This is a genomic window from Corynebacterium sp. HMSC072G08 (assembly GCF_001809185.1).
Lineage (GTDB): Bacteria > Actinomycetota > Actinomycetes > Mycobacteriales > Mycobacteriaceae > Corynebacterium > Corynebacterium phoceense.
The window spans coordinates 48282-66518 of the sequence record NZ_KV796401.1; the positions used below are offsets into that span (position 1 = coordinate 48282).

The 18237-nt window shown below is 63.2% G+C and carries 18 protein-coding genes; 7 read left to right on the plus strand and 11 right to left on the minus strand.

What is annotated here, in order from left to right; all coding sequences use genetic code 11:
• Nucleotides 1-204 precede the first annotated feature (204 nt).
• Nucleotides 205-1365, minus strand: a complete 1161-nt coding sequence (locus HMPREF2559_RS02850; RefSeq protein ID WP_068801373.1) for an RtcB family protein — start codon at nt 1363-1365, stop codon at nt 205-207.
• A gap of 408 nt (nt 1366-1773) precedes the next feature.
• Nucleotides 1774-2097, minus strand: a complete 324-nt coding sequence (locus tag HMPREF2559_RS02855; protein WP_246818449.1) for an SDR family oxidoreductase — start codon at nt 2095-2097, stop codon at nt 1774-1776.
• Between the two features lie 59 nt (nt 2098-2156).
• Here HMPREF2559_RS02855 and HMPREF2559_RS02860 point away from each other — a divergent pair, with 59 nt between their 5' ends.
• Nucleotides 2157-2543, plus strand: coding sequence for a hypothetical protein (locus tag HMPREF2559_RS02860; RefSeq protein ID WP_066489590.1), 387 nt, complete (start codon nt 2157-2159; stop codon nt 2541-2543).
• 46 nt (nt 2544-2589) lie between these two features.
• Nucleotides 2590-5853: a DEAD/DEAH box helicase gene (locus HMPREF2559_RS02865; RefSeq protein WP_083297756.1), complete on the plus strand. Its 3264-nt coding sequence runs from the start codon at nt 2590-2592 to the stop codon at nt 5851-5853.
• On the opposite strand, the gene HMPREF2559_RS02870 is transcribed toward HMPREF2559_RS02865, so the two are convergent.
• Nucleotides 5850-7064, minus strand: coding sequence for an ATP-binding protein (locus tag HMPREF2559_RS02870; RefSeq protein WP_070539491.1), 1215 nt, complete (start codon nt 7062-7064; stop codon nt 5850-5852). The two genes, HMPREF2559_RS02865 and HMPREF2559_RS02870, sit on opposite strands and share 4 nt — an antisense overlap.
• A 154-nt stretch (nt 7065-7218) precedes the next feature.
• Between HMPREF2559_RS02870 and HMPREF2559_RS02875 the strand changes: the two genes are divergently transcribed.
• Nucleotides 7219-8301 (plus strand): alpha/beta hydrolase, encoded by a 1083-nt coding sequence (locus HMPREF2559_RS02875; RefSeq protein ID WP_066489576.1) that lies wholly within the window; start codon nt 7219-7221, stop codon nt 8299-8301.
• A 38-nt stretch (nt 8302-8339) separates the two neighbouring features.
• Complete coding sequence (locus HMPREF2559_RS02880; RefSeq protein ID WP_066489573.1) at nt 8340-8798, plus strand: S-ribosylhomocysteine lyase; 459 nt, start codon at nt 8340-8342, stop codon at nt 8796-8798.
• Nucleotides 8799-8902: 104 nt separating this feature from the next.
• On the opposite strand, the gene HMPREF2559_RS02885 is transcribed toward HMPREF2559_RS02880, so the two are convergent.
• The gene (locus tag HMPREF2559_RS02885) at nt 8903-10018 is read right to left on the minus strand and encodes a UDP-N-acetylmuramate dehydrogenase (RefSeq protein ID WP_066489569.1); all 1116 of its coding nucleotides are present in this window, start codon (nt 10016-10018) and stop codon (nt 8903-8905) included.
• Between the two features lie 24 nt (nt 10019-10042).
• On the opposite strand from HMPREF2559_RS02885, the gene HMPREF2559_RS02890 reads away from it, so the two are divergent.
• The 3 genes from HMPREF2559_RS02890 to HMPREF2559_RS02900 are packed head-to-tail and all read left to right on the plus strand — an operon-like array spanning nt 10043 to nt 12216.
• On the plus strand, nt 10043-10537 hold the full coding sequence (locus HMPREF2559_RS02890; protein WP_066489565.1) for a DUF2505 domain-containing protein: 495 nt from the start codon (nt 10043-10045) through the stop codon (nt 10535-10537).
• Between the two features lie 15 nt (nt 10538-10552).
• Complete coding sequence (locus HMPREF2559_RS02895; RefSeq protein WP_066489554.1) at nt 10553-11383, plus strand: class I SAM-dependent methyltransferase; 831 nt, start codon at nt 10553-10555, stop codon at nt 11381-11383.
• Nucleotides 11384-11403: 20 nt separating this feature from the next.
• Nucleotides 11404-12216 (plus strand): LmeA family phospholipid-binding protein, encoded by an 813-nt coding sequence (locus tag HMPREF2559_RS02900; RefSeq protein ID WP_068801376.1) that lies wholly within the window; start codon nt 11404-11406, stop codon nt 12214-12216.
• Here HMPREF2559_RS02900 and HMPREF2559_RS02905 read toward each other — a convergent pair.
• The 7 genes from HMPREF2559_RS02905 to HMPREF2559_RS02935 all read right to left on the minus strand — a co-directional run bounded on the left by HMPREF2559_RS02905 (nt 12213) and on the right by HMPREF2559_RS02935 (nt 18223).
• On the minus strand, nt 12213-12752 hold the full coding sequence (locus HMPREF2559_RS02905; RefSeq protein WP_148138765.1) for a deoxyribose-phosphate aldolase: 540 nt from the start codon (nt 12750-12752) through the stop codon (nt 12213-12215). The genes HMPREF2559_RS02900 and HMPREF2559_RS02905 overlap by 4 nt on opposite strands.
• On the minus strand, nt 12746-13057 hold the full coding sequence (locus tag HMPREF2559_RS02910) for a DUF2516 family protein (RefSeq protein ID WP_068801377.1): 312 nt from the start codon (nt 13055-13057) through the stop codon (nt 12746-12748). Before HMPREF2559_RS02910 ends, HMPREF2559_RS02905 begins: the two co-directional genes overlap by 7 nt.
• A 25-nt stretch (nt 13058-13082) precedes the next feature.
• Nucleotides 13083-13478 (minus strand): hypothetical protein, encoded by a 396-nt coding sequence (locus tag HMPREF2559_RS02915; RefSeq protein ID WP_066489551.1) that lies wholly within the window; start codon nt 13476-13478, stop codon nt 13083-13085.
• A gap of 84 nt (nt 13479-13562) precedes the next feature.
• Nucleotides 13563-14870, minus strand: coding sequence for a DUF445 domain-containing protein (locus HMPREF2559_RS02920; protein ID WP_070539493.1), 1308 nt, complete (start codon nt 14868-14870; stop codon nt 13563-13565).
• A gap of 128 nt (nt 14871-14998) precedes the next feature.
• Nucleotides 14999-15373, minus strand: coding sequence for a hypothetical protein (locus HMPREF2559_RS02925; protein WP_066489539.1), 375 nt, complete (start codon nt 15371-15373; stop codon nt 14999-15001).
• A gap of 85 nt (nt 15374-15458) precedes the next feature.
• A complete protein-coding gene (locus tag HMPREF2559_RS02930; RefSeq protein WP_066489533.1) occupies nt 15459-16208 on the minus strand; it encodes a succinate dehydrogenase/fumarate reductase iron-sulfur subunit in 750 nt (249 codons plus the stop codon).
• Entirely contained in the window at nt 16208-18223 is a 2016-nt protein-coding gene (locus HMPREF2559_RS02935) for a fumarate reductase/succinate dehydrogenase flavoprotein subunit (protein ID WP_066509886.1), read from the minus strand. Before HMPREF2559_RS02935 ends, HMPREF2559_RS02930 begins: the two co-directional genes overlap by 1 nt.
• Nucleotides 18224-18237: the final 14 nt, after the last annotated feature.

The window sequence follows — 18237 nt, forward strand, 5'->3', positions numbered from 1 at the left end:
AGAGTTATCTGGCGCATTGCGCTCGCAGTCCACCGGGATAACAGCTATCCCGGTGAACTAAGATATCGATCTACCGGGATAAGTCTTATCCCCAATGCGTCGAGCGCATGAGATGAGTCAGCTGTAATGCGACGCTGCAAGAGGGGGCATCGGAAAGCTCACAAGGGACCGTCACTCAAAGTGACGGTCCCATCATGGCGCAGGTTAGGTGCCCTTGACGTTGAGGATCTGGCGCAGGGTGTGCTTGACCTCGACGAGCTGGGCGGCATCGGCCATCACGCGGTCGATGTCCTTGTAGGCGTCCGGAATCTCATCGACGAACTCGGCGCCGGGACGGTAGACGATGCCTTCCATGCGTGCGGCAAGGTCTGCCTCGGTGAAGCGGGCCTTGGCCTGAGTGCGCGACATTACGCGACCTGCGCCGTGCGGCGCAGACTTGAGGCCCGGCGCGTAGCCCTTGCCTTCTACGACGTAGCTGGCCGTGCCCATCGAGCCGGGGATGAGACCGCGGTCGCCCTCATCCGCCTTGATGGCGCCCTTGCGCGTGAGCCACACGTTTTTGCCGTAGTGGTTCTCGCGCTGGGTGTAGTTGTGGTGGCAGTTGATGCGCTCGAGTTCAAGCGTCTCCCGGTCCGCGCCGGACCAGGTGGCGACGCAGTCGAGGAAGCGGTCCATCATCTCATCGCGGTTGAGCAGCGCAAAGTGCTGTGCCCAGTGAAGATCCGCAATGTAGGACTCGAACTCGGGCGTGCCCTCGACGAGGTAGGCCAGGTCCTTGTCCGCGAGCTGGATCCAGTGCTTCTCGCAGTGACGCTGCGCGGCCTTGATGTGCTTCTGGGCAATCTTGTTGCCCACGCCGCGCGAGCCAGAATGCAGGAACAGCCAGACGCGGTCGGATTCGTCGAGACACAGCTCGATGAAGTGGTTACCGCCGCCCAAGCTGCCCAGCTGCTGACGCCAGTTCTTCGAATGCCTAAGGTCCACGCCGGTGTCCTGGGCCAGCTGCGCGAGCTCGCGCGTGCGGGCCTCGGTGCGCGGGTCCATGATCCAACCGTTGTAGTTTCCGGGCGAGAGCGGAATGGAGTCTTCGACCGCGGTGCGCAGGTCCTCGAGCGCGAAGTCCTGGATATCCGCGTGCGTGAGGTGGGTCCGCACGGCAATCATGCCGCAGCCGATGTCCACGCCGACGGCCGCTGGGATGACGGCGCGCAGCGTGCCGAAGACGGTGCCGACCGAGGAGCCCTTGCCAAAGTGGGCATCAGGCATGAGCGCCACGTGTGGGTAGACGAAGGGCAGGTCAGCGACGAGTTGTGCCTGCGCCACCGTCTTGTCTTCAACAATGGAGGCGAAGTTGTGCAGGCGCATAAGAGAGCCTTTCTCTGCGTTTGCGTAACGCAGTTCGTGAGAAAGGGCCTGCTTGGGCGGCTGACTTATAAGTGCGCGCGGGTCGCGCGGCTGGCACCAACGTCCGGGATAAGCAGGGCCGCTTTCCCGGGAAATGGTCAAGTCAGCCTGTTAGAAGAGTTGCTTAAAGAAGCGTCCTAGCGGCTGATTGTTATAGGTCATCATCGCGGTTCGCCTCCTTTATGCTTTCTTGTTCTTCTTTCGGGCTATTAGTGCTGCGTGTGAGCCTACACCATCGGTGTACAGAATGCGCGCATAAAGAACCCGGCTGGTGACCTTTCGGGTGCCAGCCGGTTTCAGAGTCGCACCGTCAGTTTGTCTGACGGTGCGCTCGCGGCGCGTTGACCTGTGGTTTAGTGAGACTGCGGTTTAGTGGAAGACCATGCCGCCGTCGACGATGATGGTCTGGCCGGTGATGTAGTCAGAGTCGGAACCAGCGAGGAAGCCGATGATCTTGGCGACATCCTCGGATTCGGAAAGGCGCCCCAAGGAGATGTCCTTGGTGAACTGCTCCCAGCCCCACTCGGCAGGCTTGCCAGCGTTTTCTGCGAGTTCCTCAGCAAGGCCCTTCATGAGTGGAGTACGCACGATGCCCGGCGCGATTCGGGCGGCGGCACGCGAGGGGGCATCGGCAGCGCTGACGGCGCATGCGGAATGCTCGAATTCGTCGCAGCACACGTAACGTATACGCAAGTGAAGGTCCTCTTTCGAATCCCACAACGCCGCAGCAAGGGTGCCAGTACGATGAGAGAATGTCCGCTCTCACTTGCTCGGCACGGCTCGCCCAGGCCGCCGCTGCCTCATTCCTTGCCCTCGCGGCGCTCGCCCCGACCACGGCGTCCGCTCAAGAAGCTGCACCGCTGCCTGCACTGTCCTCGACAAGCCTCACCGAGGTCATCGACTCCTATGCGGGCGCGTCCATGTTTATCAATATCAATGCCGGCTATCGGGTCATTCATCCCACGAGTCCCGCCGAGGAGCAGCTCATCCGCTGCATGGATTCGGCACCCAGCAGCTCGCGGGACCGCTGGAGCACTGCCGGCATGATGAGCAGTTATGCCGCAGGCTGGTGGTGCATTCTGAGCAACCCGCAGCTCTCTCTGGCGTTAGATAGGCAAATCGCTCGCCCCATGAATTAGCAGCGCTTTCGCCGTCAGCGACCTCGTGTCGGCACCCTCCCGTAGCATGTGCGGTGTAAGGACAGAGACACTCAATAGCTTCGTAGACCCGCGGGTCGTCCAGCGCGGGGTAGCGCTGGCCACGCAGGATGCCGCGCGCATCGAGTCCGTCGAGGCTGCCCGGGGCGAGGGCGCCAAGGTGTCGGGCTACTGCACCGGGTCGCGTGGGGACGAGTACTTCGTCACGGTCGACTACACGCTGGGCACCGACGGGGTGGTCGCGGCATTTAACTCGTGGTGCGCGTGCCCATATGGCGAGCGGTGCAAGCACGCGGTGGCGCTGGCACTCAAGCACCACCGTGACTATCGCGGGATAGACAAGCGCGAGCCGTTGGGCGCGTTCGGCGCGTTTGTTGACCACCTTGTGGAGCACACGGACAGCTTCCGCGAAACACGGGAGGTGCTCAGCGAGGTACTGGGGTGGGGACGGCGCCGCCGGCCTGTACGACGCGAGCCGACGTGGCAGGAATTGTTAGAGGAATACCTGCCTGTGGAATCCGCAGAGTCCTCGGCCGCCACGCCAGTCGCGGTGGTCTTCGAGACCGACTTTGACGTTGTGGGGGATCATGCGGTGCTGCGCAACCTCAGCGTCACCGGCGGCCGACCGCGTAAAAACGGACGCGGGTGGGTGAGCTCTGACATGACGCTGGCCAAGCTGGAGAACGGCACCGGTCATCCGGTGGCAGAACGCGACCGCGACAGGCTCATTGAAATTCTTTCCGAGGCCGGTTCTTACGACGTTCATAGCCAGCCTCAGTCATTGCGTAGTCTCCGCAATCCCGAGTTCTTTGCGCTTCTGGACGAAGCCCAGGGGCACGGCATCGAGCTCGCCACGGCAGGCGGAGGGCTCGTCATCCTCCATGAAGATCCACTCACCCCAACCGTGCACGTCACCGAAAATGATGAGGGGCTGCGCATGCACGCCGCGATCGTAGAGTCCGGCGACCATCCCCCACTCATTCTGGGATATGAGGCGCGCGGTGCGGCATGGTTCGATGATGACGGGTATCTGAACCTGGGACGCTTCCGGCACCGCGCACCAGTGGAATGGCAGCGCCTGCGGGAAGCCCGCCGCCCCATCACGGTGCCGCCGGAGGGCCGCGCCGAATTCGAAGAGAAGTTCCTGCCGCGACTGCGTGCAACCGGGTGGAGCAGTCCGGACGAGTCGTTTGTGCCCACGCCACCGGCACCGCCCGTGGTGCGGGCGTTTGTCACGGCCACGGCCCATCTGTTGCGCGGGGCCGTCGAGTTCTGCTTCGCCTACTCCGATGGGCGCACGTACGCGCTGGGGACGGACGCGGACCCGACGCGCAACGGGGAATCGGAAAGCGAGCTGCTGGCGGGCCTGGAGGGCTTCGACCTCACGGATCGCGAGATGATCGGCGCGGAGCTCATGGAATTCCTGCATGAGACGCTGCCGCAGCTGGAAGCCGCGGGCGTCGACGCGCGGTTATCGCCCGGCGCGCGGGAGCTCCTTGGACTGGAGGCGGCCGAGTCCATCGAGCTCCACGCGGGGCTCGAGGGGCAGGACAAGGACTGGCTCGACTTGTCGATGGAAGTCCGTGTCGACGGCCAGGGCGTGCCGCTCGCGGAGGTCATTCGGGCGCTGCGCTCGCAGGCGCGCATCCTCATCGTAAACGGGCACTACGCGCACCTCGACTCGCCACAATTCGATAAGTTTGCCCAGCTCCTCGAGGAGGCGCAGGGGCTTTCCGATGCCCGCCGCAGCGCCGTCCGCGTGCCGAAGACGCGCGTGGACTGGTGGGACCAGCTAGGCGAGCTCGACGCGCTCCAGGTCGATGAGCGCGCGTGGCTCGACAAGGTCGTGGCAGCGGCGCACACGGAGCTGCCCTCGTTCGACGTGCCGGCTGCGTTGGACGCGACGCTGCGCCCGTACCAGGAAGACGGTTTCCGCTGGCTGGCAAGCCTGCGGCGGCGTGGATTCGGCAGTGTGTTGGCTGACGACATGGGCTTGGGCAAGACCATCCAGTTTTTGTCGATGATCCTCGATTCTGGCGCCGGTCCCTGGTTGGTCGTGGCGCCGACGTCTGTGGTTTCCAACTGGAAGGCCGAGGCCGCGAAATTCGCGCCGTCACTGCGGGTGGCGGTGGTGGACGCGACGTCGAAACGACGCCAAGATTCTCTGGAATCTCTGGCGGAGTCGGCGGATGTGCTCGTCACCTCGTATACGCTTCTGCGTCTCGAGGCATCCGAGTACCAGGCGTTGGGCGTGGCGGGCGTGGTGCTCGACGAGGCACAGAACGTGAAGAACCCGACATCCAAGATCTACGCAGCGGTGCGCGACCTGCAGGCGCCGGTGCTCTACGCGGTGACGGGGACCCCGATTGAGAACTCGCTCAAAGACGCATGGAGCCAGTTCTCCCTCGCCGCGCCCGGTTTGTTGGGGAGCTTCCAGCAGTTCCGTGAGCGTTTCGAAAAGCCCATCGCAGGCAACGACACGGAGCTGTCCAAGACGCGCATGGCGGAGCTGCGCCGCCGCGTCGAGCCGTTCCTGCTGCGTCGTCGCAAAGCTGACGTGGCGCTCGACCTGCCGCCCATCCAAGAGCAGGTCGTGCCGGTGGAGCTCGCGCCCGCGCACCGCAAATTGTACGACGTGCACCTGGCCCGCGAGCGCCAGCGCGTGCTTCACCTGCTCACCGAGGATCCCGAGTCCAACCGCGTCGAGGTGCTCGCCGCGCTCACCCGTCTGCGCCAGCTCGCGATTTCTCCGACGCTCGTGGAACCCGAGTCCGCCGCACCCAGCTCCAAGCTCGACGCAATGACCGGGCTTCTGCGCGACATCCTGGCCGAGGACCACCGTGTGCTCATCTTTAGCCAGTTCACGAGCTACCTCGCAGAGATTCGTACTCGGCTAGAAGCCGAGGGTGTCTCCTTCTCCTACCTCGACGGAGGCACGCGCGACCGCGACACCGCCATCCGCGCGTTCACAGAAGGTAACACGCAGGTCTTCCTCATTAGCTTGAAGGCCGGCGGTGTGGGCCTCAACCTCACACAGGCGGACTACGTTATCGTCGCCGACCCGTGGTGGAACCCGGCGGCGGAGGCCCAGGCCATCGACCGCGCCCACCGCATTGGCCAGACGCAGCCCGTCACGGTCTACCGGCTGGTCTCCGCGAACACCATCGAGGACAAGGTCGTCGCCCTCCAGGACACCAAGCGCGCGCTGTCCAGCGCCTTCCTCGAGCCCACCGGTTCCGCGACCAGCGGGGCGGCGCTCGATGCGGCGGCGATTAGGGACCTGCTGGCCTAACGCAACGGGGCGCCGTCCAGGAAATCAGCGGCATGGAGATGTACTACCTCTCCAGTGTTCAGAGGCATTGCATCGAATGTGAGGAGAATGCAATGGCTGCCAGCGGGCAGGCCCCGGAAAGAAGACAGCTCCCGATGCAGCGTCTTATCATCCATGGCCGTGCGCGCGACCTGCACATAATAGCGTTCCTTATCCCGCGTCACCACGAAGTCGATTTCTCCCTGCGGCGCATTTCCTGCTGCGACCGAGAATCCCCGGCGAAGCAGCTCGAGATAGACCATATTTTCCAGATCGTGCCCGGTATTCGACGAGTTCGCTCCAAGTAACACGTCACGCAGTCCTGGGTCGACGAAATAATACTTGGCACCGCCTTTGAGATGTGCTTTCCCACGGACATCAAAGCGGTCACAGCGATAGAGCATGTGCGCATCGACCAAAAGACCGAGGTACCGCTCCACCGTTGGTTGCGTCGTTTTTGCACCCGCAGATGTCAGGTAATTGGCAATCTTGTGAGACGACAGCTGCGATCCCACATTATCGAATACGAAGCTCGCAACCCTCATGAAGATGTCAGGATCTTTAATTGCACCTCGCAGTGCAATGTCACGCGCGAAAATAGAGTCAAAAATGGCGTTGTTGATCTCCCGTCGGATTTTCGCAGATCCTGCTTGCGCCGCGGCTGGCAGCGTACCCCGCATCCATTCCGCATAACGAGCCGCAGGCTGAGAAGGAGCTTCCGGAGCGAAAGAGGAGTACTCATGAAGCGAAAGAGGAAACATCTCCAGCTGTATATAGCGCCCAGCTAGGTATGTAAGTCCCTCGCCCACGAACATGGAAGCATTCGAACCTGTCACCGTGATGGTGAGATTCTCGTGAAGCCGCAGCGAGTTAATAACCTGTGGCCAATCGTCGAGCTCCTGAACCTCATCCACATGAAGATGCGTCGCCCCCGTTGCTGCAATTCGTGTCGTCATTTCCTCGTGAAACCGCTGGGCTTCACGAAGCCCCAGAGTGGAAAAATCCTCAAAGTTGACAGACACGACCTTATCGGAACCAACGTGTTGCTTATAAAGCTCCAGTAGAGACGACTTTCCCGAACGTCGCACACCACTTATTACTCTCACCATGCCGTTAGTTGCCGGATCCGCGTCCCAATCCACCAATGTCTGCAGGTAGTCCTTGCGGGTGCGAAGTTCATGTGCGCGAGTCATGACTTAAAGTTTACTTCAGATTTTCACCAATGGCGCCAACAATTTAAAGTTAAGTTTTATTTTCCGCCTATTCCGGACGGAATTTAAAGTTAACTTTGGTTCGGCTGCTGTGCTGCCATTAGGAAAGGACCCCGCCACCGGCTACATTCGTGGCATGTCTCTTACTTTCTCTCGCGCGGCCGTAGCCTGCGCTGCTGCGCTCCTTGCTGCGTCGACTGCCGCTCCGGCGCTCGCGCAGTCCTCGAACTTCGCTCCTTCGGAAATCCTGTCTGGACTCGCCCCGGGATTTGAGCCTTCGCACTTCCCGCAGGGCTCTTCTACCGTACTGCCCCAGGTTGGAGGTTCGAATACGCCGACCACGGACGGCTCGGGTGCACGGCTGGTCGATACCCGCCACGTAGAGAAGAACGTCTACGAAATCGACGTCTACTCGCCGTCGATGGACCGCACCATCACCAACTACTACGTGAAGCCGACCACCGATGCCCCGCGTCCCACGGTGTACCTCATGCAGGGCTCCGAGGGCGGCGAGTTCGGCTCCACGTGGTACACGCAAACCAACTACGAAGACTTCTTCGCCGACAAACCGGTCAACGTCGTCTCCGCCGTGGGTGGGCGTGGCTCGCAGTTCGCGGACTGGCGCCGCAACGATTCCGGATTGGGCATGAACAAGTGGATCACGTATTACTCCCAGGAGCTGCCCTACGTCATGGAGCATGAGTTCCACGGCGATGGCCGCTCGGCCATCGCGGGCTTGTCCATGTCCGGTTCGGCTGCGTTGAACATCGCGACGAAGTCCAATGGCAAGTTCGCAGCCGCCGTGGGCTTCTCCCCGTATCCGGCGCCGTCGTCCGTCATCGGCCGCGCGTTTAACACGGTCATGACCGCGCGCTTGGGCGGCGACCTCGTCAACGCCTTCGGCTGGCCGGATGACCCGGCGTGGGATGACAACGATCCGTCCGCACACCCGGAGCGCCTGCGCGGCATCAAGGTGTGGGTGACCACCGGAAACGGCACGCCCATGACAAAGGATCCGTACGACGTCGACGACTTCCAGGAGATGCTCGCGGAGACAGTCTCGCGCCCCATGACCGACCAATTCGTGGCCAAGGCCCGCGCCGCCGGCGTGGACATCACCTACGCACGCGAGAACTACGGCTCGCACTCCTATGAGTTCTTCGAGCACCAACTGCCAAAGGCGTGGTCGCAGGCCATCGCCCCGGCGCTGGGACTTTAAATCGGGATTCGCGGAAGTCGAACGATAGACTCGAGACCATGACAAAGAGCAACGTGGAATCCTTCGAACTCGACCACCGCCTGGTCAAGGCCCCATACGTACGCGTGGCCAAGCGCGAGCGCCTCAGCGACGACGTGGAGATCATCAAGTATGACCTGCGTTTTTGCCAGCCCAACGAGGAGCACCTGGAGATGCCTACGATGCACTCCATTGAGCACATGATGGCCAACTTTATGCGCGACTACACGGATAAGCTCATCGGCTTCGCGCCGATGGGCTGCCAGACCGGCTTCTACGCCATCACCTACAACATGGAGCAGGACGAGCTCCTCATGGCGCTCGAGAACGGCCTAAACGATATTCTCACCGCCACTGAAGTTCCCGCCGCCAACGAGCGCCAGTGTGGCTGGGGTGCCAGCCACTCCCTCGAGGGCGCGCAGGAAGCAGCCCGCGCGTACCTCGCGAAGAAGGACGAGTGGCTCGAGGTCATGGCGTAGCGCCACGACTTCACACCGAGCCGGATTTCAGAACAACGAAGCCTCAGATTTTCGAAAAATCTGAGGCTTCGTTGTCGTGAAATGCCGTTGCGAGCGCTTGAAAACTACTCGTCGATGGACACACCCAACCAAATGGGCTCCGGCACGAGCTCGACACCGAAAGCGGCGAGGACGCCAGCCCGGATGTCGCGGGCCAACGCCACGATATCGGCGGCTTTCGCATCGCCGCGGTTCGTGAGCGCGAGCGTGTGCTTCGTGGACAAAGTCGCGGGACCGGAGCCCGGGTAGCCCTTCGCGAACCCGGCGCGCTCGATGAGCCAGGCTGCAGACAGCTTTACTTCCTCGCCGTCCGAGCCTGCGGGGACGGCGTGGCGGGGCATGCGGTCCGCATCCTCGTCGCCGCGGGCTACGCGCACCTTCGACTGAATCACGTCAGCCGTAGAAGAAGAAACGATCGGGTTGGTAAAGAAGGAGCCAGCGGACCACGTGTCGTGGTCGGCGGGGTCGAGGACCATGCCCTTCGAAGCGCGCAGGCGCAGGACGTCGTCGCGCACGGAAGCAACGGGGCGACGCTCGCCGGGGTTCTGCGTAAGTTGGCCAAAGCGCAGGGGCTTGGACAGGCCGTCGGTGGTGAGCTGCAGCTCGATGGCGAGCACGACGCCGCGGCCGGTGAACTTGAGGTTCGAGTAGCGGTAAGACAAGTCCAAAGACGAGGCAGGAACCCAGGCCGCGGAGCGGGTGGCAGATTCATAGAGGTAAATCTGCGTGAGGACGTCGGAAGTTTCCGCACCATACGCCCCGACATTCTGGACAGGCACGGCGCCCGCGTCGCCGGGGATACCGGAGAGGCACTCGATGCCGCCCAGGCCGCAGTCGACGGTCATCGCGACGACGTCGTCCCAGGTAGCGCCCGCATCCGCACGCACGAGGCCGAAGGCGACATGGACGTCGATGTCCTCGAAGGCAAGGCGCACGACGACGATGTCCTGCGGATCATCGGAGACGAGCAGGTTGGATCCGCCACCCACGACCATGTAGCGCGTGGACGTTGCGTCGAGTTCGCGCAGGGCGGACACGGCGGCTGCGGCGGACTCACAGACCACCGTGACCTGCGGCGCGCCACCCACGCGCAGCGTCGTGAGATCGGCGAATGTCTGAGAATCGTCCAAGGAAACGCCGTCAATTGCGGACAGTCGCTGGGTCAGAAATGAATCAAGCACGCCTACCAAGGTAGTCTGAAAACCATGTCAACCCGTAGCGAAAACACCGTAATCATCAATCAGCCGCTCGAGAAGGTCCACCAGGCCTTCACCACCAAGGCATACTGGGAGCACATCGTGGCTACCCTGTCGCCGGAGCCGGGCCAGGTCCACGAGTTCACCGAGAACCAGGCCGTCCTCTTCGAGGTTCTGCCCACTACCCTCCTGCCGGAGGCCGTGCGCGCCATGGTGTCCCAGGCTCTCAAGGTCAAGCGCACCGTCACCATCGGCGAGGTCGCCGCTGACCAGCTGTCCAACTCCTTCGTCGCTGACGTCAAGGGCACCCCGGTCGACTTCAAGGGCGATATCACGTACAAGGCAGAAGGCGAGGATAAGACTGTCGCCTCTTACGTCTCCGAGGTCTCCGTCAACATCCCGATGATGGGCGCTGCCATCGAGCCCAAGGTCGCCGAGGCTCTGGGCGAGCTCTACCAGAACGAGGCCGACCTCACTTCCCAGTGGATCGAAGCAAACCTCTAAAAATCTGTACCCCGAATGGCCGACCACGCGCATAATCTCCGGGCCACCGCCCGCGCGGGTCGGCCTTTTGGCGTCATTACCCGCGGTACCACCAACCAGAATCGCCTTCGCAAGTGCGACCGCTGGATGGTCGCACACCCGCAGATTTCGTCTTTACTCCGGGCACAGCTTGCTGGGCCCGCCGATGCCGCCCCCTTGGCGTTGGATGTCGGCTACGGCGCGTCCCATACAACGACATGTGAATGGGCACGGTGGCTACGCACCGTGCGCCCCGACGTGCGGGTCACAGGCCTAGAGATCTCGCCGGAGCGTGTGTTGCCGCCGCGCGAGGGCGTGACGTTTGAACTCGGCGGATTCGAGCTCGCGGGCTATCGTCCACAGCTGGTGCGAGCGTTTAATGTGCTGCGTCAGTACGACGTGGACCAGGTCCACGAGGCGTGGGAGACCGTAATCGAGCGCCTAGCGCCCGGCGGGTTCTTCGTCGAGGGCACGTGCGACGAGCTGGGGCGGCGGTGCGCGTGGATTCTGTTGAACGCAGAGGGACCACAGACGCTCACGCTCGACTGGGATCCGTTCGAGCTCGAGACGCCGTCTGAGGTCGCGGAGCGCCTGCCCAAGGTACTCATTCACCGCAACGTGCCGGGCGAGCCCATCCACGAGTTCCTCGCGGCAGCGGACCAGGCATGGGCGAATAACGCGGGCTGGGCGCCGCACGGGCCACGGGTGCGGTGGCGGCACACGCATGCGGAGCTCGTGGCCGAAGGCTGGCCGCTCGTGCCGCAGCGCCGCCGTTACTCCGACAATTGGCTCACCATCGACTGGGCAGCAGTTGCGCCACGGGCGTAACACGGGCACCATTGTTAACCATGTCTGCTTCGTCTGGAAAGAAATCCGTGGGTGCACGCGTCTGGCGCGTTGTTCTCATCGTGCTCGTCGCTCTCCTCGTGCTCGCCCTTCTCGTGGAGTTCGGCCTGCGCTGGTTCATGTCTTCACAGATGACGAAGCAGTTCGACGAACAAGGCGCAGAAGGCGCCAACGTAAGTTTTGGCGCGACGCCGCTCCTCTTCGGCCTCGCTCGCGGCGAGATTAGCGAGATGAACATGGACACGCCCTCAACGCTCACGATCGACAAGGAAGCGAAGACCATCGAGGGCCAGCCCGCCACGAAGATCCACATGGAGGGCATGACCATGAGCCAGGATCCGGTCGCGCGGTCGTTGCAGACGACCACGACGCTGCCCACGGACTACCTGCTCGTCACGCTCCAAAATGAAATCGCGAGCCGCTCCGGCCAGGACATGCTCGGCGATATCGTCATGACGAACCTCACCACGAATGACGCGGAAGACGTCGTCGACGTCGAGTTCGCTGGTGGCCTGTTCACGCTCACCCTCAAGCCGGAGGCCCGCCACGGCGCGCTCGCCTTCGAGGCCACCGGCTCCAAGTTGCTCGCGTGGGATCTGCCGGAAGAGGTCACCAACCAGATTTCGGATGCCCTGAGCGAGGGCCTGAAGAACCAGGTTGCGGGCGATACCATGCGCATCGACCGCGTGGACGTTGGCGCCGGCGACATCACGATCGATATCTCGGGCGAGAACGTCAAGCTCAACGAGATGGGCGAGCAATTCGGCGGCGCAGCGCCGACGGAGGCGCCGGCCACCGCGCCTGCGAACACCTAAGGACGAACGAGCGCCGCGGCGCCAGCCCCGAGAGCGGCGACGGCGGCATCGTCGTCAGCGGCCCAGGCGACAACCTCAAGGGCTGCGTCGACTGGGGCGTCCGCGATGACGCGCTCATAGCCCGCGGTCGCGGCGAGCTCGGCGAGTTGAGCTGCGGAAAGCGCTCCCTCTGCGGGGAGCAGGAGACCGAGTTCAGCGGGGCGGGGGCAGGCCTCGCGCACCGCGATGAGATCGGCAAGGACAGAATTGGGATCGGCGTTCGTGTCGTCGACGCTCACCCATGCTTCGTGCGCACCTTGTTGGATGGCGAGACGGGCTTCGGAGGCCTTAATGAGGCTGTGGTGGCGGCCGGTGGGATAGCCTGCGACGGCGACTACACGCTCATCACCAGCACGCAGGGCGTGTGCGATATGCGTGGGTGGGACGACGATGCCGCGGTAGCCGGTGGCGTCCCAGGCGAAGCTCGCCTGGGCGTCTGCCGCCCAGCGGTAGGTGCGGGCGGCGAGCCAGGCGACATCGGAAAGCTCGGCTACCATGCGTTGTTGGCGCCGCCGATGATGTCCTTGAGCTGCGGGCGCACGTCAAACCAGTACAGACCGACGATGACGGCGCCGACCCAGGTGAAGATGGACAGGCCCGGCATGGGGATGAGCAACACGAAGGCGGACACTCCCACGAGCGCGGCCCACACGGCCTTGGGCTGGCGGTCGCCGACCTCAAAGGCGTCTGCGCGCGTCATAAGGATGAGGACAAAGCCGACGAGGCCGGCGATGCCCACGGCGGCGTAGAGGCCGTAATAGAGCAGGTTCATGCCGTTGAGGACGGCCGAAGTAAAGGACATACAGTGCTTCCTTTGCGAGAGGGGTCTAAGCGTACGGGGACTGCCCGGGATCGTCACTAGAGATTACTTCGCCCTCGACCACGCTGTCATCTGCGCTGGGCTTGGGCTGCTGCACCCCCTTGGTGCCGAAGGTAGTGCGCACCTCCGTGGCGGCCTCGGAGAGGGAGTCCTTGGCCTTGGCGACGGACTCGGAGCCCGCGGTGGCCTCGACGCTGCGGCGGAGGACGCCGCCCCACTCCTTGGCTGCGGCCGTGGCCTTGTCCGTCAGCGAGGCATCGGCCGGCGTGGCCTCCTGCGGGTGGGCGGCGCGATCTGCCTTGACGTTCTCGCCGAAGGTCTTCGCGACCTCCGCGACGGAGGCACCGGCGGCCTTGACTGTTTCAGACTGGGACAGTTTCTTGAGGTTGTCCATGACACTCATGGCTGGTCCTTTCTCTGTGGGTATTTAGTACCAAGTGTAGGCGGGACGCGGGCAGACGGGACGATTGAAGCCATCCCAGATGACTTAAGTGAGAAGGAGGAAGAGTTGGTTCGCGCTGTAGATGGCCAAGCCCGCGAAGCCACCCACGAGGGTGCCGTTCAAGCGAATGAACTGGAGGTCCTTGCCCACCATGAGCTCGATATTCTCGCTGGCTTCCGTGGCATCCCAGCTCTTGATGGTCTCGGGGATAATGCTCACAAGGTCCGGCGCGAACTTCTCAGCGAGGTAGCGGGCAGCCTTGTCCACGAGCTCGCCCAGCTCCGCCATCTTTTCGGGGTCCGCGAGCAGGCGCTGGCCATACGCGTCGAGCTCGGTCTCGATCTTCGTGCGCAGCAGCGAGGTTTCGTCCTCGAGCATGTCCACGAGCGTGGCGGAGACGGACGTCCAGATGGCTTCAGGAGCGCGCTGCATGCGATCGGAGGCGAGAACGTCGGCCTTGATGTCCTCGACCTTGGCGATGAGCTGCGGGTCCCACTGGAGATCCTGCGCGAGCTTGGAGAGGTTCCGCCGGATGGCCAGGCGCGCGTCATGGTTGGAATCCGCGACGACCTCGTCCGCGAAGCCGACGAGCTCCGCGTAGACCTTCTCGCCCACGAGGTTGCGAGCAAAGCGCGGGGCCCAGCCCGGCATGCGTTCATCGATAGTCGTGACCACCGTGTCCTCCATGGTGAGGATCTTGGCGTGAGCCCAGGCGATGAGATCATCCTCGAGCGGACGGGCCTTGCCTTCGGCGATGAAGGATTCCAGCACGCGCCCGGCGGGCGGTCCCCACTCCGGTTCCATGGCACGGTCGATGATCTGGGATTGGATGATCGTCGCCGCATCCTGCGGATCGATGTCGCGGATGACGGAGGCCAGGCGCGTACCGATGATCTCCGAGGCGTAATGGGCATTGCCCTCCCCTGTGATCCATTCTGCGGCCTTGCGGGGCACGTCCCACTCGTGGATCTTGCCACTCAATGCATCAGGCGTCAGGAAGTTCTCCTCGACAAACTCGCTCAGCGCGTCGCCCACCTTGTCCTTGTTTTCCGGGATGAGCGCCGTATGCGGAATCTTCAGGCCCATGGGATGCCGGAAGAGCGCAGTCACCGCAAACCAATCCGCGAGGCCACCCACCATGCCGGCCTCCGCGAAGGCGCGCAGGTAGCCCACCCAGCCCGGGGCGCCCCCGGCCGCGTTCTGCCACCACGAGCAGCTGAGGAACACCACGGCGGCGAGCACGAGCAGAAGCAGCATGTAACGCTTCCAGCGGCGCAGCTCGGCGCTGCGGGCCTCCTGGTTACTCGGGGAAGGAACGAACGTAGAGGTGGGCTCGGCGGCGCGGTGCGTCATGGTCATCCTTTCGCGCCCTCGCGGGGACACGGGGCAGGGTCCTTGTCAGTGGCGAAAATCTCGAGACTCGGGTGCATAAAACCCCCGCGCCCGGGGTGGGCAGCGGGGGTGAATGCGTGCGTGAGGAATTAGTTCACGCGGCCGGTCTCCTGACGGTACTGGCGGTAGAAGCGGCGACCAAAGTGCACCAGCGCCACAGCGGCGACGGAGACGATGATGGTCGCAGCGATACCGACGTACAGGGTGATCTGAGCCTGGTTGCCCTCGGACGAGGAACCGCCCCAGAACATGCCGGAGGACAGACCCCAGATGACGGTACCGACTGCGGGCAGAATACCCAGGATAAGGCCCATGCCGATCCACGTAGAAATGCGCAGCAGGGAGGAGTGCGGAGCACCGAAGGAGACGGGATCATAACCCTCGATGTAGCCGTCCTGGATCTTGTAGGAGAAGTCGGGGTAGGTCTCCTCCAGGTAATCAGCTACTGCATGATTGTCGCTCATGGCTGACACTTTCTCTCGTTTCTTTTAACTTCAGTAACAGACTATAGCACCCGCGCGAATGCTTTTCGCACGGGTACAGCGTCTTTTAGTCGTCCTTGCCACGCAGAGCCGCGCGAGCGCGCTCACGAGTGACGGCGCTCACTGCGGTCAGCGGAACGCCGGCCGGGCAGACATCGGCGCACTCGCCGTAGAGAGAGCAGTGACCGAAGTTGGTCTCCAGGTCATCAACCATGTTGCGGGCGCGACGGCCACGCTCTTCCTTGCCCAGCGGCATGAGGGAGAGGTGAACCAGCTTGGCGCCGGTAAACAGGTGGGCTGCGCCGTTCGGGCAGGCGGCAACGCAGGCGCCACAGCCGATGCAGGCCGCGTGGTCGAGGGCGTACTCAGACGTCTCGTGGTTGATGTGGAGGGTATCCGCATCCGGGGCGGTACCGCCCATGATGGAGACGTAGCCGCCCTGCTCCATGACGTGGTCGAGCGCGGCGCGGTCGACGATCATGTCCTTGATGACCGGGTATGCGGCGGAGCGCATCGGCTCGATCTTCAGGGTGTCGCCGTCCTTGAATTGGAACAGACGCTGCTGGCAGGTCGGAGTGTTCTGGCCCGGGCCGTGGGGGCGGCCGTTGACCTGCAGACCACAGGTACCGCAAATACCTTCGCGGCAGTCAGAGGCGAACGCAAACGGCTCCTCGCCGCGCTCGATGTAGCCCTCGTTGACGTGGTCCAGCAGCTCCAGGATGGACATCTGCTCTGCTGCGTCATCGACCTGGACATCCTCAAAGTGTCCTTCTTCAGTCGGTCCGGCCTGACGCCAAATCTTCAGGTTAAGTTTCATTACTTGTAGTTCCTTGTCATCAGCGGAATCGAATCGAAGTACAGCGGCTCAGCGTGGCGAATGAACTCGCCCTCAGCCGCACCGGGCTCCCATGCGGAGACGAAGCACCAGTTCTCGTCGTCACGCTCGGCCTCGCCATCCTCGGTGAGGTGGTCGTCGCGGAAGTGGGCGCCACAGGACTCGTCGCGGTCGAGAGCGTCAACGCACATGAGCTCACCCAGGTCGATGTAGTCGGCCACGCGCAGGCCGTACTCGAGAACCTGGTTCATGTCGTTGGCAGCACCCGTGATGCGGACGTTGGCCCAGAAGTCAGCGCGCAGGGCGCGGATCTTCTCGATGGCAACCTTGAGGTCCTCGATGTTGCGGGACACGCCGCAACCCCAGTAGAGGATCTCACCCAGCTGGCGGTGGTAGTACGCCGGGCCGTGCGGGTTCTCGCCGCGAATGCCCATGAGGCGGTCGATGCGCGCCTGTGCGCGGTTCAGAGCCTCGACAGCCTCAGCGGAATCCTCAGCCAGCTTAGCCTCGCCAAGGTGGTCAGCCAGGTAGTTCGGGATGGTGAACGGCAGGGTGAACCAACCATCGACGGAAGCGGACAGCAGGGAGTTGGCGCCCAGGCGGTTCGCGCCGTGGTAGGTCCAGGAGCACTCACCGGCGGCGAAGAGACCGTCGATGGCGGTCATCTCGTTGAAGTCCGTCCACAGGCCACCCATGGTGAAGTGGCAGGTCGGTGCGATACGCATCGGCGTCTCGTACGCGGACTCACCGATGGCCTCTTCGTACATCTCGATGAGGTTGGAGTAGCGCTCACGGATGACATCCTTGCCCAGACGCTCGATGGCGTCACGGAAGTCGAGGTACACCGAGTTGTGCAGCGGTCCAACACCCAGGCCCTTGTTGATCTGCTGAGAGATGGCACGGGACGCAACGTCACGCGGGACGAGGTTACCGAAGGCCGGGTAGCGACGCTCGAGGAAGTAGTCGCGCTCCTCTTCCGGAATCTCGTTGGCCGGGCGGTCGTCGCCTTCCTTCACCGGCGACCAAATGCGACCGTCGTTACGGAGAGACTCAGACATGAGGATCGTCTTGGACTGCCACTCGGAGTTGACCGGCAGGCCCGTCGGGTGGAACTGGATGAACGCCGGAGATGCGAAGTACGCGCCCTGCTCGTAGGCACGCATGATGGCGCCTGCGTTGGAGTTCTTAGCCAGCGTGGACATGTGGTAGACGTTGCCGTAACCACCAGTGCCCAGGATGACGGAGTGACCGGTGAAGGTCTTGAGCTCACCCGTAATCAGGTTGCGGGTGACAATGCCGCCCACGCGCTTCTTACCACCGTCGTTGTAGGTGATGATGTCCTGCATGTCGTGGTGCGCGAAGAGCTCCACGTTGCCCAGACCGATCTGACGGTAGAGCGCCGAGGTCGTGGACAGCTGCAGCTGCTGACCCGTTTGGCCACGGGTGTAGTAGGTACGAGAGACCTGAACACCACCGAAGGAACGGGTAGCGAGGGTTCCGCCGTACTCACGAGCGAACGGAGCGCCAATAGCGTTCATGTGGTCGATGACGCGCACGGACTCGTAGGCCAGGCGCCAGCAGTCGGACTCGCGGCAACGGTAGTCGCCGCCCTTGACGGTGTCCTTGGTGTGGCGGTACGCGGAGTCATTGTCGACCTTCTTGTGACGCGAGGAGTTCACGCCACCCTGGGCGGCAATGGAGTGCGCACGGCGCGGGGAGTCGTGGTAGGTGAAGACCTTCACGTTGTAGCCCAGCTCGCCGAGGGCAGCGGCGGCAGCACCAGCGGACAGGCCGGTACCGACGACGAGGATCTCAAACTTGCGGCGGTTGAGCGGGGAGACCAGCTGCATGTGGTCCTTCTGGTGGTCCCACATGTCGCGCATCGGCACGCCGTGCGGCTCGTGAGATTCCAGAATGGTGCCTGCGGTCACGCCCGGAACGATGGACTGCGGGTGCGTGAACTTCGGGTGCTCGCGCTTCAATTCAGTAGTAGTCATGGGTTTACAACGCT